Annotated in this window: 19 protein-coding genes; 14 read left to right on the top strand and 5 right to left on the bottom strand. The window is 59.4% G+C overall.

All coding sequences use genetic code 11. From position 1 onward, the window contains the following. Positions 1–107: 107 nt before the first annotated feature. From iolE to ICY20_RS15050, 11 genes are all read left to right on the top strand, one after another. Entirely contained in the window at positions 108–1,001 is an 894-nt protein-coding gene (gene iolE / locus ICY20_RS15100; protein WP_194937852.1) for a myo-inosose-2 dehydratase, read from the top strand. Further along, a complete protein-coding gene (gene iolB, locus ICY20_RS15095; RefSeq protein WP_159959808.1) occupies positions 998–1,786 on the top strand; it encodes a 5-deoxy-glucuronate isomerase in 789 nt (262 codons plus the stop codon). Before iolE ends, iolB begins: the two co-directional genes overlap by 4 nt. Before the next feature lie 10 nt (positions 1,787–1,796). Further along, positions 1,797–3,728, top strand: coding sequence for a 3D-(3,5/4)-trihydroxycyclohexane-1,2-dione acylhydrolase (decyclizing) (gene iolD / locus ICY20_RS15090; protein ID WP_194937851.1), 1,932 nt, complete (start codon positions 1,797–1,799; stop codon positions 3,726–3,728). A 19-nt stretch (positions 3,729–3,747) separates the two neighbouring features. Beyond that, entirely contained in the window at positions 3,748–4,758 is a 1,011-nt protein-coding gene (locus tag ICY20_RS15085; RefSeq protein WP_194937850.1) for a Gfo/Idh/MocA family protein, read from the top strand. A gap of 158 nt (positions 4,759–4,916) precedes the next feature. Further along, positions 4,917–5,945 (top strand): Gfo/Idh/MocA family protein, encoded by a 1,029-nt coding sequence (locus ICY20_RS15080; RefSeq protein ID WP_194937849.1) that lies wholly within the window; start codon positions 4,917–4,919, stop codon positions 5,943–5,945. A gap of 128 nt (positions 5,946–6,073) precedes the next feature. Next, a complete protein-coding gene (locus tag ICY20_RS15075; RefSeq protein ID WP_159959815.1) occupies positions 6,074–6,259 on the top strand; it encodes a hypothetical protein in 186 nt (61 codons plus the stop codon). A gap of 49 nt (positions 6,260–6,308) precedes the next feature. After that, complete coding sequence (locus ICY20_RS15070) at positions 6,309–7,244, top strand: sugar ABC transporter substrate-binding protein (RefSeq protein ID WP_159959817.1); 936 nt, start codon at positions 6,309–6,311, stop codon at positions 7,242–7,244. Positions 7,245–7,308: 64 nt separating this feature from the next. After that, positions 7,309–8,862 carry a sugar ABC transporter ATP-binding protein gene (locus ICY20_RS15065; protein WP_159959819.1) on the top strand — a complete coding sequence of 518 codons (1,554 nt, stop codon included), beginning with the start codon at positions 7,309–7,311 and terminating at the stop codon, positions 8,860–8,862. Between the two features lie 27 nt (positions 8,863–8,889). Continuing rightward, a complete protein-coding gene (locus tag ICY20_RS15060) occupies positions 8,890–9,912 on the top strand; it encodes an ABC transporter permease (RefSeq protein ID WP_159959821.1) in 1,023 nt (340 codons plus the stop codon). 436 nt (positions 9,913–10,348) lie between these two features. Beyond that, complete coding sequence (locus ICY20_RS15055; RefSeq protein WP_010564800.1) at positions 10,349–10,753, top strand: TraR/DksA family transcriptional regulator; 405 nt, start codon at positions 10,349–10,351, stop codon at positions 10,751–10,753. 96 nt (positions 10,754–10,849) lie between these two features. Then, on the top strand, positions 10,850–12,532 hold the full coding sequence (locus ICY20_RS15050; RefSeq protein ID WP_200846434.1) for a methyl-accepting chemotaxis protein: 1,683 nt from the start codon (positions 10,850–10,852) through the stop codon (positions 12,530–12,532). A gap of 3 nt (positions 12,533–12,535) precedes the next feature. Here ICY20_RS15050 and ICY20_RS15045 read toward each other — a convergent pair whose 3' ends face one another. From ICY20_RS15045 to ICY20_RS15035, 3 genes are all read right to left on the bottom strand, one after another. Further along, entirely contained in the window at positions 12,536–12,772 is a 237-nt protein-coding gene (locus ICY20_RS15045; protein ID WP_159959825.1) for a DUF2789 domain-containing protein, read from the bottom strand. 68 nt (positions 12,773–12,840) lie between these two features. Next, complete coding sequence (locus tag ICY20_RS15040; RefSeq protein ID WP_159959827.1) at positions 12,841–13,071, bottom strand: hypothetical protein; 231 nt, start codon at positions 13,069–13,071, stop codon at positions 12,841–12,843. A 110-nt stretch (positions 13,072–13,181) separates the two neighbouring features. Beyond that, positions 13,182–13,457 carry a hypothetical protein gene (locus tag ICY20_RS15035; RefSeq protein WP_159959829.1) on the bottom strand — a complete coding sequence of 92 codons (276 nt, stop codon included), beginning with the start codon at positions 13,455–13,457 and terminating at the stop codon, positions 13,182–13,184. Positions 13,458–13,855: 398 nt separating this feature from the next. Between ICY20_RS15035 and ICY20_RS15030 the strand changes: the two genes are divergently transcribed. Further along, the gene (locus tag ICY20_RS15030; RefSeq protein WP_194938073.1) at positions 13,856–14,305 is read left to right on the top strand and encodes a hypothetical protein; all 450 of its coding nucleotides are present in this window, start codon (positions 13,856–13,858) and stop codon (positions 14,303–14,305) included. A 114-nt stretch (positions 14,306–14,419) separates the two neighbouring features. After that, positions 14,420–15,424 (top strand): ABC transporter substrate-binding protein, encoded by a 1,005-nt coding sequence (locus ICY20_RS15025; protein ID WP_194937848.1) that lies wholly within the window; start codon positions 14,420–14,422, stop codon positions 15,422–15,424. Positions 15,425–15,563: 139 nt separating this feature from the next. On the opposite strand, the gene ICY20_RS15020 is transcribed toward ICY20_RS15025, so the two are convergent. Both ICY20_RS15020 and ICY20_RS15015 read right to left on the bottom strand, forming a co-directional pair. Next, positions 15,564–17,690, bottom strand: coding sequence for a TonB-dependent receptor (locus ICY20_RS15020; protein ID WP_194937847.1), 2,127 nt, complete (start codon positions 17,688–17,690; stop codon positions 15,564–15,566). 94 nt (positions 17,691–17,784) lie between these two features. Continuing rightward, complete coding sequence (locus ICY20_RS15015; protein WP_194937846.1) at positions 17,785–18,174, bottom strand: DUF2946 domain-containing protein; 390 nt, start codon at positions 18,172–18,174, stop codon at positions 17,785–17,787. A gap of 93 nt (positions 18,175–18,267) precedes the next feature. On the opposite strand from ICY20_RS15015, the gene ICY20_RS15010 reads away from it, so the two are divergent. After that, positions 18,268–18,705, top strand: a complete 438-nt coding sequence (locus ICY20_RS15010; protein ID WP_194937845.1) for a DUF3995 domain-containing protein — start codon at positions 18,268–18,270, stop codon at positions 18,703–18,705. Positions 18,706–18,713 lie beyond the last annotated feature (8 nt).

The raw sequence follows: 18,713 nt of genomic DNA, 5'->3' as shown, positions 1-18,713 counted from the left end.
GTGGCTCAGTTATGGATGTGTTACCTGACACACCGCCATCGGGGGCAAGCCCCCTCCCACATAAAGCAGATCCAAGCGATCTCTAGATAAAAACAAAAGGTGCAGCCATGCCCGCAATCCGAATTGGCATCAACCCGATTTCCTGGAGCAACGACGACCTGCCGGCCCTGGGCGGTGAAACGCCTCTGAGTACCGCCCTCGCCGAAGGCAAGCAAATCGGCTACGAAGGTTTCGAACTCAACGGCAAATTCCCTAAAGACGCCAAGGGCGTCGGCGACGTGTTGCGCCCCTACGACCTGGCGCTCGTCTCCGGCTGGTACTCCAGCCGCCTGGCGCAGCGTTCGGTGGCCGAAGAAATCGAAGCCATCGCCGGTCACGTCGAACTGCTCAAACAAAACGGCGCCACAGTGCTGGTTTACGGCGAAGTCGCCGACTCCATCCAGGGCTCGCGCATCCGCCTGATCGAACGCCCGCGCTTTCACAGCGAGCAGGCCTGGCAGGACTACGCCGACAAGCTCACTGAGCTGGCGCGTTTCACCCTGTCTCAAGGCGTACGCCTGGCGTACCACCACCATATGGGCGCCTATGTCGAATCCCCGCAAGACATCGACCAGTTGATGCAACGCACCGGCCCGGAGGTCGGCCTGCTGTTCGATTCAGGCCACTGCTACATGGGCGGCGGCGATCCTCTTGAAGTGCTGCGCAAGCACATCGACCGCGTGTGCCACGTACACTTCAAGGACGTGCGCAAACCGGTGGTGCAACTGGCGCGCAACCAGATGTGGAGCTTCCCCGATTGCATCGTCAACGGCACATTTACCGTGCCCGGTGATGGCGATATCGACTTTGCCGAACTGCTGGATGTACTGCTGGCCGCGAAATACGAAGGCTGGCTGGTGGTGGAAGCCGAGCAGGACCCGGCGGTGGCGCCCAGCTATGAGTACGCAAAAAAGGGCTACGACACCCTGCGTGCGCTGCTCACCGAGAGGACGAAAGCATGAGCCTGCTGGTTAAGAGCAACAAACGCGGGCAAACCATGGTCGCCCTGGAAGACGGGCGCCTGGAATACGTAGGGTTTAAAGCCTACCGCCTGAGCCTGGGGGAAACCCTGCCGGTCAACGCAGGCGATAAAGAACTGTGCCTGGTGCTGCTCAGCGGCCGGGTAAATATCGAAGGCGAGGGCTTCAACTGGCAGAACCTGGGGGATCGCCAGTCGGTGTTCGAAGACAAATCCCCCTTTGCCGCCTACCTGCCGCCCGGTACCACCGCCCAGGTCACCGCGTTGAGCGATGTGCAGATTGCCGTGTGCGCAGCCCCCGGTACAGACGGCTACGAGCCGCGCCTGATCCGCCCGCAAGACTGCAAGCGCAGTGTGCGCGGCAAGGGCGCCAATACCCGCTACGTGTGCGATATCCTGCCGGACACGTCGCCGGCCCACTCCCTGCTGGTGGTGGAAGTACGCACGCCCTCGGGGCATTCGTCCAGCTACCCGCCGCACAAGCACGACACCGATGACCTGCCGCACCAGAGCTTCCTGGAAGAAACCTATTACCACCAGATCAACCCGCCCCAGGGCTTTGTGTTTCAGCGCGTCTACACCGATGACCGCAGTATCGACCAGGCCATGGCGGTAGAAAACAGCGACCTGGTGGTGGTGCCCAAGGGTTATCACCCGGTCAGCGTGCCGTACGGCTACGAGTCCTACTATTTGAACGTGATGGCCGGCCCCAAGCGTGCCTGGCACTTCCACAACGACCCGCAGCACAGCTGGCTACTGGACCTTTAAGGGGCGCGACATGACCACAACCCGACTGACCATGGCCCAGGCCCTGGTGAAGTTCCTGGACAACCAATACATCGAAGTCGATGGCGTAGAGAGCAAGTTTGTCGCCGGCGTGTTCACCATTTTTGGCCACGGCAACGTGCTGGGCCTGGGCCAGGCGCTGGAGCAAGATGCCGGCGACCTGGTGGTGCACCAGGGCCGCAACGAGCAGGGCATGGCCCACGCGGCCATCGGCTTTGCCAAGCAGCACCTGCGCCGCAAAATTTACGCGTGTACGGCTTCGGTCGGCCCCGGTGCGGCCAACATGCTCACCGCTGCGGCCACCGCTACCGCCAACCGCATCCCGCTGCTGCTGTTGCCGGGGGATGTCTACGCCAGCCGCCAGCCGGACCCGGTGTTGCAACAGATTGAGCAGTTCCACGACCTGAGCATCAGCACTAACGATGCCTTCCGTTCGGTGAGCAAATACTGGGACCGCATCAACCGCCCCGAGCAGTTGATGAGCGCCGCGATCCACGCCATGCGCGTGCTCACTGACCCTGCGGAAACCGGCGCGGTGACCTTGGCGCTGCCTCAGGATGTACAGGCTGAAGCCTGGGACTACCCGGACTACTTCCTGCAAAAACGTGTGCACCGTATCGACCGTCGCCCGGCCACCGCCGCGATGATCGGCGATGCGCTGGCCGCCTTCTGGGGCAAGCGCAAACCGCTGATCATCTGCGGTGGCGGGGTTAAGTACTCTGGCGCAAATGCTGCGCTGCAAGCGTTTGCCGAGCGCTTTGATATTCCGTTCGCAGAAACCCAGGCGGGCAAAAGCGCTGTGGTATCCAATCACCCGTTGAACGTCGGTGGCATCGGTGAAACCGGCTGCCTGGCGGCTAACTTGCTGGCCCCAGAGGCTGACCTGATCATCGGTGTCGGCACCCGCTATACCGACTTCACCACCTCGTCCAAGTCGCTGTTCAAGCACCCGGATGTGAAGTTTCTCAACCTCAATATCAGCCCTGCCGACGTGTTGAAACTCGACGCTGTGCAAGTGTTGGCTGATGCGCAAGTGGCTCTGGATGCGCTGGCCGATGCCTTGGGCGATTACCGCTCTGGTTGGGGCGGGCAGATTCAGGATGCCAAGGCGCAGTTGGATGCCGAAGTGGACCGCGTGCATCAGGTGGAATACGACGGCGACGGCTTCGTGCCCGAGGTTGACGACCACCTCGACCGCGCCGTGCTGCGCGAATTCATCGAGCTGACCGGCTCCTGCCTGACCCAAAGCCGCGTGCTCGGCGTACTCAATGAAACCCTGGCCGACGACGCGATCATCGTCGCCGCTGCCGGCAGCCTGCCTGGCGACTTGCAACGTGCCTGGCGCAGCAAGGGCGTCAACACCTACCACGTCGAGTACGGCTATTCGTGCATGGGCTACGAGATCAATGCCGCGCTGGGCGTGAAACTCGCCGAGCCGAGCAAAGAGGTGTACGCCTTGGTCGGCGATGGCTCCTACATGATGCTGCATTCGGAACTGGCCACCTCGATTCAGGAGCGGCGCAAGATCAACGTGGTGCTCTTGGACAACATGGCCTTTGGTTGCATCAACAACCTGCAGATCGGCAATGGCATGGACAGCTTCGGCACCGAATTCCGCTACCGCAACCCCGAGAGCGGCAAGCTCGACGGCGGCCTGGTGCCGGTGGACTTCGCCATGAGCGCGGCGGCCTATGGCTGCAAGACCTACAAGGTCAGCACCGTGGAGCAACTGCAAGCGGCGCTGGCCGATGCGCGTACCCAAACCGTGTCGACGCTGATCGATATCAAGGTGCTGCCTAAAACCATGATCCACGGCTACCTGTCGTGGTGGCGGGTGGGCGTGGCGCAGGTGTCCACCAGCGAACGCACCAATGCTGCTGCCAAAAAACTCAATGAACAGCTGGCCAAGGCCCGGCAGTACTAATAACAAGAGGAGTTTTTGTATGTCGTTGAAGCTAGGCGTAATCGGTACAGGGGCTATCGGCCGGGACCATATCCGTCGTTGCAGCCAGACGTTGCTCAATAGCCAGGTAGTGGCGGTGACCGACATCAACCTTGAGTCAGCCGCCAAGGTTGTTGCTGACTTGAATATCGGTGCCGAGGTGTACGCCGACGGCCATGCGCTGATCAATTCGCCAGAGGTCGAGGCCATCCTCGTCACTTCCTGGGGTCCGAGCCACGAAGAGTTCGTGCTGGCCGCCATCGCTGCCGGCAAACCGGTGTTCTGCGAAAAACCCCTGGCCGTCACCGCCGAGGGCTGCCGCAAGATCGTCGACGCCGAAGTCGCCTACGGCAAGCGCCTGGTGCAGGTGGGCTTCATGCGCCCGTATGACGAAGGCTATCGTGCCCTCAAAGCCGTGATCGACAGCGGCCAGATCGGCGAGCCGCTGATGCTGCATTGCGCGCACCGCAACCCGACGGTGGGCGAGAACTACAAGACCGACATGGCGATCACCGACACCCTGATCCACGAGCTGGATGTGTTGCGCTGGTTGCTCAACGATGACTACGTTTCGGTGCAAGTGGTGTTCCCGCGCAAATCAAGCAAGGCCTTGGCCCACCTGCGCGACCCGCAGATCGTGCTGCTGGAAACCGCCAAGGGCACCCGTATCGACGTGGAAGTGTTTGTGAACTGCCAATACGGCTACGACATCCAGTGCGAAGTGGTGGGGGAGACCGGTATTGCCAAACTGCCGGAACCGTCCCAGGTGCAGTTGCGCAGTGGCGCCAAGCTGTCGAATGCGATTTTGATGGATTGGAAGGATCGCTTTATCGGTGCGTATGACGTCGAACTGCAAGCCTTCATCGACAGTGTGCGCGCCGGGCAAGTGGGTGGGCCGTCGGCGTGGGATGGGTTTGCCGCAGCGGTTGCGGCGGATGCGTGTATTGAAGCGCAGAGCAGTGAGCAGATTGTGAAAGTCAGCTTGCCGGATCGCCCACGCTTCTACGGCTAACCACAATCCCACAGGTGGAATGCAGTCAAAAATGTGGGAGGGGGCTTGCTCCCGATGGCGGTGGTTCAGACATTCATTAATTGGCTGACACACTGCAATCGGGAGCAAGCCCCCTCCCACATTTAGATTGGGTTTTCACGTTTAGATGGAGTGAAATCATGCGAATCGGACTAGTCGGCTACGGCCACGGAGGGCGCTTTTTTCATGCGCCGCTGATTGCAACACTGCCCGGCGCCACGTTTGTTGGCGTCGTTACACGATCCCCCGAACGCCGTAAGCAATTGGCGAGCGACCACCCAGGTCTCAAAGCGTTTGACAGCATCGGCCAGATCGTCGAAGCCGGCGTCGACACCCTGGTCATCTCCACCACCCTCAAAGGCCGCCCGGCGCTGGTGCTGGAAGCCATCGAGCACGGCCTCACCGTGGTCAGCGATAAACCGTTCGCCGCCAATGCCGAACAGGCGCAAGCCTTGATCACCGCCGCCGAACGCCATGAGGTGCTGCTGAGCGTCTACCAGAATCGCCGCTGGGACTCCGACTACCTGACCCTGCGCAAACTCATCGACGCTGGCGCCCTGGGCACCATCACCCGTTTTGAATCCCGCGTGGAACGCTACAGCCCTCAAGCCGTGGGCAATGCCAGTGGCGGCGGTTGGCTGCGGGACTTGGGCAGCCACCTGGTGGACCAGGCGCTGCAACTGTTCGGCCCGGTGGACCGGGTGTTCGCACAATTGCAGTTCAGCCCCGAACACCCAACCCTTGACCACGGCTTCTTTGTCTCCCTGACCCATGCCAACGGCGTAGTTTCACACCTGTGGGGCAACGCGTTGCAAAACAGCCAGGCACCGCGTTTTCGTGTCAGTGGTACTTCGGGTTGCTACACCGTCGATGGCCTGGATGGTCAGGAAGAGGCGCTGATGGCCGGCAAGTCGCCGAAGACCGAAGGCGAGCACTGGGGCGCCGAAGAACACCGACGCTGGGGCTGGTTCGAGCAGGGTGATGAACGCGAGCGGGTGCCGTCGGAGAAGGGCTGCTGGACGCAGTTCTATCGGCAGTTGCAAAGTGCCGTGCAAGGTCAGGGACCGTTGCCTGTGGACGCCTATGATGCGCTCGAAACCACCCGTATATTGGACGCCGCACGCCTGAGCGCCGAGCGTCAGCAGGTGATTTCAATAAAAATAGAATAAAATTCTAAAAGATGTTGATATGGAAATTATTTTCCAATAAAGTCTTTTCCAGGTTGCAATAAGTACGTTCGGGCTCGACCCGCACGACTCAAACAAAAACAAGATCGAAAACAACCAGGTACCGTCAGATGAAAATCTTCAACGCTGTACTGCAAATTTTCCGCCTTGCCTCAACGCCCCGCGCTCTGCCCCGCGCCCGGCCGTTCTACTTCTCCTTCCTTAATGTGCTGTGCGTCGAAAACAAAGGCGCGCTGGTCTGCTGCATTCCCGGCGCACCCATCGTTCGACTGGCGACTTCGCAAGACCCGCTCTGATCAACGCAACGTCCAACAAAACCAACAAGAAAGTGGAGACAGACCGTTCATGAAGACCCCGATCCGTTTTACCGCGCTGGCCTTATCCATGCTGCTGGCCAGCGGTGCTGCGCTGGCTGCCGACCTGAAAGTCGGCGTGACTTTTTCGAGTTTTGATGACAATTACCTGACCAGTGTTCGCGGCTATATGGAACAGCACGTCAAAACCCTGCCCAAGGGCGACGGCGTGCAATTGCAGTTCGAAGACGCGCGCGCCGATGTGGTCAAGCAACTGAGCCAGGTCGAGAATTTCATCAGCCAGAAGGTCGATGCGATTATCGTGACCCCGGTGGATACCGCTTCCACGGCGCGCATCAGCAAGGCCGCAACCGAGGCCGGCATTCCACTGGTCTACGTCAATCGCCGGCCAGACCAGAAGGACTTGCCCAAAGGCGTAGCCGCTGTGACCTCCGATGATGAAGAGGCCGGCCGGCTGCAGATGCAGTACATCGCCGAAAAAATGGGCGGCAAGGGCAATATCGTGATTCTGCTGGGTGACCTGGCAAACAACTCCACGACTAACCGCACCAAGGGCATCAAGGATGTCCTGAAAAAATACCCGGATATCAAGATCGAGCAAGAGCAGACCGGTATCTGGCTGCGCGATCGCGGCATGACCTTGGTCAACGACTGGCTGACCCAGGGCCGTCAGTTTGACGCGGTGCTCTCTAACAACGATGAAATGGCGATTGGCGCGGCCATGGCCCTTAAGTCGGCCGGGTCCAAGCCGGGCAGCGTGTTGATTGCCGGTGTCGACGGCACGCAGGATGGCTTGAACGCCATCAGCAAAGGCGAAATGACCGTGTCGGTGTTCCAGGATGCCAAGGGCCAAGGGGTCGGCTCGGTAGACGCGGCACGCCAGTTGGCGAAGAAGGAGACGATCGAACAGAACATCGTCATCCCGTTCCAACTGATCACCCCGGAAAACGTCAAAGACTTCAAATAGCCCTGACATAACAACAAAAGCCGGCAGGGCGGTTAAGGCCGCCCTGCAGATGGAGTACCTCCCTATGCTTGCTCAAGCCACTGCCTCGCAGCCACCCGGTATCCAGCCTGTAGAGCTGGAAGAACCCTACCTGTTGGAAATCAGCAATATCAGCAAAGGCTTTCCTGGCGTCATTGCCCTGGCCGATGTGCAGCTGCGGGTGCGCCCCGGCACAGTGCTGGCGCTGATGGGCGAGAACGGTGCGGGCAAGTCGACGTTGATGAAGATCATCGCCGGCATCTACCAGCCCGACGCCGGTGAGATACGCCTGCGTGGCAAGCCGATTGTGTTTGAAACACCCCTGGCGGCCCAGAAGGCCGGGATCGCGATGATCCACCAGGAACTCAACCTGATGCCCCACATGAGCATCGCCGAGAACATCTGGATCGGCCGTGAGCAGCTTAACGGCCTGCACATGGTCAACCACCGCGAGATGCACCGTTGCACCGCCGAGTTGCTGGCGCGCCTGCGCATCAACCTCGACCCTGAGGAGCATGTGGGCAACCTGAGCATCGCCGAGCGGCAGATGGTCGAGATTGCCAAGGCCGTGTCCTACGACTCCGACATCCTGATCATGGATGAGCCGACTTCGGCCATCACCGACAAGGAAGTGGCCCACCTGTTTTCGATCATTGCCGACCTCAAGTCCCAGGGCAAAGGCATCGTCTACATCACACACAAGATGAACGAAGTATTCGCCATCGCCGATGAAGTGGCGGTGTTCCGCGACGGCCACTACATCGGCCTGCAACGCGCCGACAGCATGAACAGCGACAGCCTGATCTCGATGATGGTCGGGCGCGAACTGAGCCAGTTGTTCCCGGTGCGCGAAACGCCTATCGGTGAGCTGCTGTTGTCGGTGCGCGATTTGACCCTGGACGGTGTGTTCAAAGACGTGTCCTTCGACCTGCATGCCGGCGAAATCCTTGGCATCGCTGGGCTGATGGGCTCGGGCCGTACTAATGTGGCCGAAACCATTTTTGGCATCACCCCCAGCAGCAGCGGCCAGATCAGCCTCGACGGCAAGCCGGTGCGCATTACCGACCCGCACATGGCCATTGAGAAGGGCTTTGCGCTGTTGACCGAGGACCGCAAGCTCAGTGGCCTGTTCCCGTGCCTGTCGGTGCTGGAGAACATGGAAATGGCGGTGCTGCCGCACTACACCGGCAACGGTTTCATCCAGCAAAAAGCCCTGCGCGTGCTGTGCGAAGACATGTGCAAGAAATTGCGGGTCAAGACCCCGTCCCTTGAGCAGTGCATCGACACCTTGTCGGGCGGCAACCAGCAAAAAGCCCTGTTGGCACGCTGGCTGATGACCAACCCGCGGTTGTTGATCCTGGACGAGCCCACCCGTGGCATCGACGTCGGCGCAAAGGCCGAGATCTATCGCTTGATCGCCTTCCTCGCCAGCGAAGGCATGGCGGTGATCATGATCTCTTCGGAGCTGCCGGAAGTGCTGGGCATGAGCGACCGGGTGATGGTGATGCATGAAGGCGAATTGATGGGCACCCTGAGCCGCGATGAGGCGACCCAGGAAAAAGTCATGCAGTTGGCTTCCGGAATGACGGCAGTTCACTGACGTACAGAATAAAAAAGGTGATGGGCTATGAATGCAATAACGGATAACAAACCGGCCACTGTGCCGACCAAGACACGCCGGCGCATGCCGACCGAGCTGAGCATCTTCCTGGTGCTGATCGGCATCGGTTTGGTGTTTGAATTGTTCGGCTGGATCGTGCGTGATCAGAGCTTCTTGATGAACTCCCAGCGACTGGTGCTGATGATCCTGCAAGTGTCGATCATCGGCCTGCTGGCGATTGGCGTGACCCAAGTGATCATCACCACGGGTATCGACTTGTCATCCGGTTCGGTACTGGCGTTGTCGGCGATGATCGCCGCCAGTTTGGCGCAAACCTCCGATTTTTCCCGGGCCGTGTTCCCGAGCCTGACCGACTTGCCGGTGTGGATCCCGGTGGCGATGGGGCTTGGCGTGGGGCTGTTGGCGGGGGCGATCAACGGTAGCATCATCGCCGTCACCGGCATCCCGCCGTTCATTGCCACCCTGGGCATGATGGTCTCGGCCCGTGGCCTGGCGCGTTACTACACCGAAGGCCAGCCGGTGAGCATGCTCTCGGACTCGTACACGGCGATCGGCCATGGCGCGATGCCGGTGATCATCTTCCTGGTGGTGGCGGTGATCTTCCATATCGCCCTGCGCTACACCAAGTACGGCAAGTACACCTACGCCATCGGCGGCAATATGCAGGCGGCGCGCACCTCGGGTATCAACGTCAAGCGCCACCTCATCATTGTCTACAGCATCGCCGGGTTGCTCGCAGGTTTGGCTGGTGTGGTGGCCTCGGCACGTGCTGCTACTGGCCAGGCTGGCATGGGCATGTCTTATGAGCTGGACGCGATTGCTGCGGCAGTGATCGGCGGTACCAGCCTGGCGGGCGGGGTAGGGCGTATCACCGGTACTGTGATCGGCGCGCTGATCCTGGGCGTCATGGCCAGCGGGTTTACCTTCGTCGGGGTGGATGCTTATATCCAGGACATCATCAAGGGTTTGATCATCGTCGTGGCGGTGGTCATCGACCAATACCGTAACAAGCGCAAGCTCAAACGCTAGAAATTTCCGGCGCAGAATGAGTACCAAATGTGGGAGGGGCGGTGCGACGATTCGACTTGCCCCCGATGGCGGAGTGTCAGCTAGCTTAGATATGGCTGACCCACCGCAATCGGGAGCAAACCCCCTCCCACATTCAGTAATTTCTCATCAGGAAAAGCCGTTTGTCTTCTATATAGCTCCACAACACTGAATTTCTTGCTATAAACGCACTCCGATAACCAATCGCCGAGCCCGTCCTGGTGCTTTTGGGGGTTATCTCGGAAAAATTGCCTGTCTTTTCAGTTGCTGCGCCCTCAAGTCGGCCTTAGACTGCCGCCCCTCGTAAATTGAGTGCCGGGTGGCGCTTGGAATGGATGGCGCCCTTCCGAGACCTGTAGAGGTCGGCCGGAACGCTCCCTTATTCGCCTTAATGCACGTATTTTTTATAGAGAAATAAATGACAAAGGAAAAGTTGCTGGCCATGCCGGCGGATGACTACATGAATGCCGAACAGCACGCTTTTTTTGAGCAATTGCTGCAAGACATGAAAGTGGAACACCACGAGCGCATTGAACAGAACCGTATCGCCATTGAAAGCCTGGACACCCCGGCCGACCCTGCCGACGCCGCTTCCGTGGAAGAAGAGCGCACTTGGCTGGTAAACGCCATCGATCGCGACCAGCGCATGCTGCCGCAGCTTGAGCGTGCTCTGGAGCGTATCAAGGAAGATTCCTTCGGCTGGTGTGATGACAGCGGCGAGCCTATCGGCCTCAAACGCCTGCTGATCAGCCCGACCACCAAGTACTGCATCGAAGCCCAAGAGCGCCACGAGCAGATCGACAAGCACCAGCGCCAAGCCTGATGCGTTGAAGCTGGGGGATCGCCCACACGGTCCCCCAGGGAAACACCCGTTACACCCAGTCTATTGATCTACTGCAAGTTACCCCACTAAAGGCCCATGGATAATGGCCCGATAGTGGCGTTTAATGCAGCGACAATAATGACAAACAGTGGGGTAACGACAATGGCTGGAGACGGATCTCTGATGGGCGCTGCAGTGCCACCACAAACGGTGGCACGCGGGATGCCCGGCTGGCTGACGCCCCTCGTGCAGAGTGCCGCCCTGGCGCTTGTACTGTTCTGCCTGGCGAATGCCTACCTGCCGATATACCTCTGCCTGCCACTGGCGTTGCTGGTGATCTGGCTGCCTCGCCTGAAAAATCATTCGCCGGTTGTCGCGCTGCCCGACGGCACCGATGCCATGGGTGAGCTAACCCGCGATCTGTCCTACACCACCAGCCATAACGCGCTGTCTGCTGCCGGTGTGGCCTATTCAGTCAAGCAACTGGCGGCTCGCTTGCAGTCGCAATTGAGCGCGGCCAAGCAAATTGTCAGCAGTGCCGAAGTGATGATTGGCACCGAAAAAATCACCTCCCAACTCAGTCGTGAAGCCCTGACAGCTGCCAGCCAGGCTCACCAGCGCAGCACCGAAGGCCGCGAAGTGTTGGCCCAGTCGATCACTCAGATGCACCAACTCAGCCAGCGCGCCAATGCCAGCCGGGAGCTCATCGAAGCGCTGAGCCAGCGCAGTGAGGAAATCCAGCGGGTCACCCTGGTGATCCAGTCCATCGCCAGCCAGACCAACCTGCTGGCGCTTAACGCGGCGATTGAAGCGGCACGCGCAGGCGAGCATGGTCGCGGCTTTGCCGTGGTGGCCGATGAGGTGCGCGGGCTGGCCGGGCGTACGGCCACGGCCACCGACGAAGTCGGGGTGATGGTGGCGGATATCCAGCAACGTACTGCCCAGGTAGTGGAGCAGATCCGCCAACTCTCGGCCGACCTGCATACCGGCGTGGAGCAGGTCGAACACGCGGGCGAGCAATTGCAAAGCATTGCCAGGCTGGCGGCGGACGTGGAGGGTCAAGTCAATGAAATCGCCCAGGGCACCGACACCAATCGCGCCCAACTCGACAGCCTGTTCCATGCCGTGGAGCAAATGCGCAGCGACCTGGCTGTCAGTGACCAGCAAACTCGTCAGCTAGCCGATGCAGCCGTGCAGATGGAAGGCCAAGCCGAAACTATCAGCGAGCGCCTGGCGCAAGTGGGCCTGGATGACTATCACCAGCGCATCTACGACCTGGCCCGCGAAGGCGCAAGCCGTATTGCCGCGCAGTTCGAGGCCGATGTGCAGCAGAACCGCATTGGCCTGGACGACCTGTTCGACCGCAGCTACACGCTGATCCCCAACACTCGCCCGAGCAAATACCACACGCGTTTTGATGGCTACGCCGACCAAGTGCTGCCGACGATTCAAGAGGCTTTGTTGCCCCGTCATGAAGGCTTGGTATTCGCCATCGCCTGCACGCCGCAGGGCTACGTACCGACCCACAACAAGGCGTTTTCCCAGGCCTTGACCGGGGATGAGCAAGTGGATGCCGTGCAGAACCGCACCAAACGCAAGTTCGACGACCGTACAGGCACCCGTTGCGGCAGCCACCAACAGGCCGTCTTGCTACAAACCTATACCCGCGATACCGGCGAGTTAATGCACGACCTGTCGGTACCGATCATGGTCAAGGGAAGGCATTGGGGCGGGTTGCGCCTTGGCTACAAGCCTGAAGGCGCAAAGGGTACGCGCTGAGGCTCAGTGCGGTTGATGCAGGCGCTGGTTCAATTCATCCACCGCAATTGCCCACTCGGCATCCTCGCGCAGTTCCTCTTTGAGAAATTGGGCTTGTTGTGCCGACCAGAAGGGCGCATCGATCAGTTTGACGTCTTCCGGCAACGGATGAGCGGCAATAAAGGCGTCGATGGCGTCAGGCGTTGAATCCAGGCCAAGTTGTGCGAACAGGGTTTCGAGTGTCGGGATTGGCGCGTCCATATCGTTCTCCATGCGGGGGGGGGGGGGTTAAGCATGGGAGGGTATCGACGCGGCAGAGTTCTATCGGATCAGGAATTGAGCGCCCCGGCGTCCACGGCGGTTTTCAGCGCCTTGGCAGCGTCTTTGCCTGCAGTGGCGGCGGCGTCGGCGGTTTTGAACCAGCGATCTTTCTCCACCTGGTGCGTTGTGACTGTTTTGAGCGGTGGCTTGGCCCGCATCACGATCACCGCCTGAAACTCACCGTCTATTTCCCTAGCGTCGCCATGGATGAAAAATTCGCCGATATCAAATTCCGTCACGTAGAGCCTTCCCTTGGAGATAACTGCACTGGAGAAACCTGGCCCGCGGGGCACAAACTTCAGTGGACGGGCCAGTATGGCAGTTGTTGGGGGGCTGCGGCGCAGTAAAGTCATCCGGGTGACGAAACGATCCCGCCGTGGTGGGTGTGCAGGCGGGCTTCGAGTTTTTTCGCCAGTTCGCATGCCTGAATATGGTCACTGCGAAAGCCTTTGACCCGGCCGCTAAGCACTTCGCGGATATGGAAGAAGTTTCGGCCGGCAGGTACGACTTGGTAAAGAATCGAATCCAAGTACCCGTCGTAGCCGCGCAAGCGGTAGTATTGGGCTTCGTCCTGACATGGCGAACGAGTGCGCGACTGCATGGCGTCGTAAAGGGGTCGTTGCATGGCCTGCTCCTGTCGATCGATCCGGTTGAGTCAATGGCTGCGGTTTGGCTGGTTTTGATTGGTGCTGCTGTTTTAGTATTGTTGTCAGCCACTGCCGCCGGGTTCCATGCTCAGGTATGTGGTTTTGTGTGCGCTGTCGGAAAACTACGTTTTTAATAGGGTTATTCTCTGAAGTTGGTCGGCCCGTGTTCTCGGGCCGTTGAACCTGTGATCTCCTGTGTAAGGCCATCGGGTACGTCTGTACTAGTCTTATGGCGCTGCAGCGGATCTTCTTCAGTTTTTTTCAATGAATGTGTTGTGTGATCGTGCCGTAACGGCCGTTTTTTTGTGCTGCCCGCTCTGACGGACAGCGCTTTTTTCGATGTGGGGGCGTTTCCTTGGCAGTCAGTAATCTGGATATGCACGCGTTGTTCGTGCTGGGTGATTTGCGCGCAAAGTTGGTCAAGCAGTTTCAATCCCGTTTTGTATACATCACCGAGCAAACGCCCGAAGGCATCTACATTGCCGAGATCGATACCGAAACGGCGCTGGTGGTGGATGACAAGCCGCGCCTGGAGCTCAAAGTGGGTGACCATTTTCGTGCAGCGGTATTGCCCAGCCGTGAGGGTGGCAAGTTCGAGTTGAAGTTCCGCGACATCAAGTTGACGGTGTATGGCCTGGGCGACTACGCCTTTGTTTCTTCACCCGAAGGCCAGGGCATCGTGTTCAAGGAAGGCCACAGCGTGATGCTGGTATTCGCCGCCAACGAGCAACTGCAAGAAGGCCTGACCAAAACCCTGAAAGCCGTCACCGGCAAGGCCGCCAAGTGGCGCAAGGGTGAGTTGGTAACGTTCAAGGCCAGTGAGTAACGCTATAACTCCCGGAACCTCTACTACAGTTGAGTTGACTTAACTATTCAGAGGCTTCGCGCATCCGCAGCAAAGCCGTTCGCTATTGGCTGCGATATCGCGAGGTGCTAAGGCATGAAAGGATTGAAGACCCTGTTGGCTGCGTCCATGACGACCCTCTGCCTTTCAACGGCATCGGCCGCCCAGACGCCAGTGCACTTTGCCGACCTTAACTGGGAAAGTGGCAGCTTGATCACCGAAGTGCTGCGAGTCATCGTCGAGAAGGGTTATGACTTACCCACCGACACCTTGCCCGGCACTACCATCACCCTGGAAACCGCCCTGGCCAAGAACGACATCCAGGTGATCGGCGAAGAGTGGGCTGGCCGCAGCCCGGTGTGGGTCAAGGCCGAGGCAGAAGGCAAGGTGGTTGGCCTTGGGGACACAGTCAAGGGCGCCACTGAAGGTTGGTGGGTGCCGGAATACGTGGTCAAGGGTGACCCGGCCAAAGGCATCAAACCGCTGGCGCCGGAACTCAAGAGCGTCAATGACCTGGCGCGCTACAAGGACGTGTTCAAAGACCCTGAATCCCCCGGCAAGGGGCGCTTTCTCAACAGCCCCATCGGCTGGACCTCAGAAGTGGTCAACAAGCAAAAGCTCAAGGCCTACGGGCTGGATGACAGCTATGTGAACTTTCGCAGCGGCTCGGGGGCGGCGCTGGATGCCGAGATAGCCTCGTCGATCCGCCGGGGCAAGCCGGTGTTGTTCTACTACTGGTCGCCAACGCCGTTGATGGGTCGCTACAAGTTGATCCAGTTGCAAGAGCCACCGTTTGATGCCGAGGCTTGGAAGACGCTGACGGATGCCGACAACCCGAACCCCAAGCCCACGCGCTCGCTGGCTTCCAAGTTGAGCATCGGCGTCTCAACACCGTTCCAGAAGGAACACCCGCAGATTGCCGCGTTTTTCGAGAAAGTCGAGTTTCCGATCGAACCGCTGAATAAAGCCCTGGCGACCATGAGCGAGAAGCACACGGCGCCGCGAGAAGTGGCCCACGTGTTTCTCAAGGAACATCCTGAAGTGTGGAAGGCATGGTTGCCGGAGGATGTGGCGCTGAAGGTTGAGGCAAGCCTCAAATAACCACAATCTTCCCGCAGAATGGAGATCAAAATGTGGGAGCGGGCTTGCTCGCGAATGCGGATTGTCAGATACAAAATATTTAGCTGAAACACCGCATTCGCGAGCAAGCCCGCTCCCCCATTTTTAATTGTATTTCAGGTTAGAGCCGGGTGTTTACCGCCAACTCGAAGGTTCTCGGCGACCCTAGATAATAAGCCGGTGACACATGGGCAAACTCGGCATACACCTCATTGGTCAAGTTACGTATGCGCCCCGTGACCGACGTATGTGCATCCACCTTGTAACGCAAGAACGTCCCGAACAGCGTGTACGCCGGCACCGTCTGAGTGTTGGCGTTGTTGGCATACACTTCGGCCACATACCGAGCATCTACACCACCTTGCCAGTCCTCGGCAAAGTCATAGGTCAGCCACAGGTTACCCACGCGCTTGGGCACATTGGTCGGCGTGTTGCCCTTGCGCGACACTACTGCGCCACTTGCGATTTTTTCATTGAAGTCCTGGTATTCGGCATCCACCCAGGCGAAGTTGCCTTCTGCCAATAGCCTTGGGGTAATGCGAAGCGAGCTGGCTAGCTCAACGCCTTTGGATGATTGGGCGCCCACTGGAATACTGTTGTTCGGGTCCTGAGGGTCGGTGACGGCAAAATCCTTGCGCTCGATCTTGTAGGCGGCGACGGTGGCAGAGCCACGCCCGTCCAAGTAGTCGAACTTGCTGCCCACTTCCCATTGCTTGCCGGTAGACACATCGAACACTTGCGTCGTGGTGTTCGGTTGTTCGGCAGCGGTGCTGTATTGCACATACACATTGGCGGTTGGGATGAACTGGTAAGTTAGGCCCACGCGGCCGGTCACGGGCTCCCAGCTGCGCTTGAAGTGCCGAGGGTTGGTAGCGGTGACGGTGCGGTGGTTGGTGACATCCAGGTCGATGGCGTCATAACGCAGGCCGGTCAACAGCGACAGTTCATCGGTGAGGCCCAGACGGTTTTCCACGAACAGGGCCTTGGTGGTGACCTCGTTGGTTTTGTCTTTGATAAAGCCGGGCTTTGTGCCTGGGATGTCATAGAAGTCGCCCGGGTTGTAGTTGCCCGGGTCCACGGTACTGTTGCCGGACACGTTCAATGGGCTATTGGTAGTGCTGTTGACCTTGTACTCGAAACCGCCGGACCAGGTGGTCGACAAGCCGAAGACATTGTCGTCGTGGCGCAGCTCAAACTGGTTGCCGTTCTGCTCGCCCTGATGACGCACTTGATAGGCGGTGGAGCGGTTTACCGCGCTGTTGTCGGCGTTGTACTGGTAGGTTTCCAGGTTGCGGTAATCGCGCTGGCTGTCTAAGTGATAGAGGGTGTTTTTCAGCGTGGTGCTGTCATTGATGCGGTAGTCGATGATCGAACGCGCCCAGATCGTGCGCTGTTCATAGCGACCGTCGGCCACGTTGTAGTTGTTAAAGCGGTTGTGCTTGTCGATCTTCAACTCGCCTGCCTTGGGGTTGAGCACCGGGGTGCCCCAGTAGGGGCTGTCTTCATGCTCGTCCTGGTACTCCAGCGCCAAGGTGTGGGACAGGTTGGGGGTGAGGTCACTGAGCAGGGAAAACGCCAGGCTCCAGGCCTCGCGCTGGGTGCGGTCGATGTAGCTGTGGTTGGTATTGCGGCTCACATCCAGGCGCGCGTAATGCTGCACTTCGGCGCCGGGCTCGGTCAGAGCGTGGTTGACGCCGAATGCCATGCCGGCCGTGTCGTAGCTGCCGTAGGTAAGTTGGCCTTCGCCAGCCTGTTCCTCACGGGTGGCGAGTTTGGTCACATAATTGAGCGAACCGCCCACAGAGCCTGCGCCGTTGATCAGCGAGGAGGGGCCGCCTACCAATTCCACCCTGTCATAGATCCAGGCATCCACCGGCCGTGCCAGCCCGGTGGCGACGTTAATGCCGTTGAACATCTGGGTGATCTGGCTGCTGGTAAATCCACGATAAGACACAAAACCGCCAAACCCCGGCGGCGCACTGGCGTTGACGCCCGGCAGGGTGTTGGCCGCATCGCGGAAGGTCTTGGCGCCATGGCGCTCGATATCATTGCGGCTGGCGATGGCCACTGACGCCGGGGTTTCCCGCACGCTCAGTCCCAGCCGCGACGCTACGCCGCTGGATTGGTCCAGTGCCAGGCCGGGCTCGGCGCTTTGCTCGCCGTCGATGGTGGTTGGGGCCAATTCGAGGGCCCAGGCGCAAACAGGCAGGCAGCCGAACAGGCCCGCTAACAGAGGTAGATGTTTCATGGTTGAATCCTGAAAAACTTGGCTTGAAAACAACGCACAGCCGCCCGTTTTCCTAATGGAAACCGTGGCCGGTGCAGATCAGAAAGCGAAGGAATCAGGCGAAGGCGGGCGGCGCGCGCGGGTGAGCCGTGGGCCAGGTGAAGCGGGCAGGGATGTCAGCGCTGGCGATGATCGCAGGCGGTGGCGCATGGGGTTGCGGTAACACCGCCACATTCAGGCTGGAGTTGAGCGCCGGGCCCATGCCCCCAGTGGAGCATAGCGGGCAACCAAACGCCTTGGACAGCGTCGGCAGACTCTCATCGATGGAGTTGGACGGCTTGGGCGCTTGCGTGCGCGGGTCTACCGTACAGAACTGGCCGCCGATGCCATTAAGCTGCATCCCCACCATCTGCCCATGACCAATGCTGCAGGCGAACGCATTGAACAGGACGCAGCAATAAAGCATCCAGGCAATGAGCGAGCGATCGGCACGGGCGAATTTCATGGGGCGCAACTTTACCACCAGCGCCCGACGAAATGCCTGCAAAAAATCACTGGGCGACTATCCTCATTCGCACATTTTCAGGGAGCGTCAGCCATGAGCTTTGTCATCGCGCGATGGATCGTCGGGGTTTTCACCTGCATCAGCATGGTTCACCTGTACTGGGCGGCCGGCGGCAAGCTGGGCTTCCAGGCGGTCATTCCCCAACTGCCCGGCGAGTTTGCCAGCGGGCCGAGGCCGGCGTTCAAACCTTCAGCGCTGGGTACTTTTTTGGTGGCGATGGGGCTGGTGGCCATTGCGCTACTGGTGTGCCTGCGGGCCGGGCTGTATTTTTCGGCGGTATCTCACGGGGCGTTACAGTGGGGGATCAGCGCGATTGCCGTGGTGATGTTTGCCAGGGCGATTGGGGATTCGGAGTTGGTGGGGTTTTTCAAGAAGGTGGGTGGGTCAAGGTTTGCCAGGTGGGATACGTATTTTTATTCGCCGTTGTGTTTGGTGTTGGGGGTGGGGTTGTTGGTGGTGGCGTGGGGGTGAGGGCTTTT

Origin of the sequence: Pseudomonas pisciculturae, assembly GCF_015461805.1 — a bacterium.
In the GTDB taxonomy this organism is placed as follows: domain Bacteria; phylum Pseudomonadota; class Gammaproteobacteria; order Pseudomonadales; family Pseudomonadaceae; genus Aquipseudomonas; species Aquipseudomonas pisciculturae.
This window is presented reverse-complemented; position numbering and strand designations above follow the sequence as displayed.

Coding starts and splice junctions, on each gene's coding strand:
- iolE (WP_194937852.1), top strand. CDS start 108: ATGCCCGCAATCCGAATTGGCATCAACCCGATTTCCTGGAGCAACGAC.
- iolB (WP_159959808.1), top strand. CDS start 998: ATGAGCCTGCTGGTTAAGAGCAACAAACGCGGGCAAACCATGGTCGCC.
- iolD (WP_194937851.1), top strand. CDS start 1,797: ATGACCACAACCCGACTGACCATGGCCCAGGCCCTGGTGAAGTTCCTG.
- ICY20_RS15085 (WP_194937850.1), top strand. CDS start 3,748: ATGTCGTTGAAGCTAGGCGTAATCGGTACAGGGGCTATCGGCCGGGAC.
- ICY20_RS15080 (WP_194937849.1), top strand. CDS start 4,917: ATGCGAATCGGACTAGTCGGCTACGGCCACGGAGGGCGCTTTTTTCAT.
- ICY20_RS15075 (WP_159959815.1), top strand. CDS start 6,074: ATGAAAATCTTCAACGCTGTACTGCAAATTTTCCGCCTTGCCTCAACG.
- ICY20_RS15070 (WP_159959817.1), top strand. CDS start 6,309: ATGAAGACCCCGATCCGTTTTACCGCGCTGGCCTTATCCATGCTGCTG.
- ICY20_RS15065 (WP_159959819.1), top strand. CDS start 7,309: ATGCTTGCTCAAGCCACTGCCTCGCAGCCACCCGGTATCCAGCCTGTA.
- ICY20_RS15060 (WP_159959821.1), top strand. CDS start 8,890: ATGAATGCAATAACGGATAACAAACCGGCCACTGTGCCGACCAAGACA.
- ICY20_RS15055 (WP_010564800.1), top strand. CDS start 10,349: ATGACAAAGGAAAAGTTGCTGGCCATGCCGGCGGATGACTACATGAAT.
- ICY20_RS15050 (WP_200846434.1), top strand. CDS start 10,850: ATGGATAATGGCCCGATAGTGGCGTTTAATGCAGCGACAATAATGACA.
- ICY20_RS15045 (WP_159959825.1), bottom strand. CDS start 12,772: ATGGACGCGCCAATCCCGACACTCGAAACCCTGTTCGCACAACTTGGC.
- ICY20_RS15035 (WP_159959829.1), bottom strand. CDS start 13,457: ATGCAACGACCCCTTTACGACGCCATGCAGTCGCGCACTCGTTCGCCA.
- ICY20_RS15030 (WP_194938073.1), top strand. CDS start 13,856: ATGCACGCGTTGTTCGTGCTGGGTGATTTGCGCGCAAAGTTGGTCAAG.
- ICY20_RS15025 (WP_194937848.1), top strand. CDS start 14,420: ATGAAAGGATTGAAGACCCTGTTGGCTGCGTCCATGACGACCCTCTGC.
- ICY20_RS15020 (WP_194937847.1), bottom strand. CDS start 17,690: ATGAAACATCTACCTCTGTTAGCGGGCCTGTTCGGCTGCCTGCCTGTT.
- ICY20_RS15015 (WP_194937846.1), bottom strand. CDS start 18,174: ATGAAATTCGCCCGTGCCGATCGCTCGCTCATTGCCTGGATGCTTTAT.
- ICY20_RS15010 (WP_194937845.1), top strand. CDS start 18,268: ATGAGCTTTGTCATCGCGCGATGGATCGTCGGGGTTTTCACCTGCATC.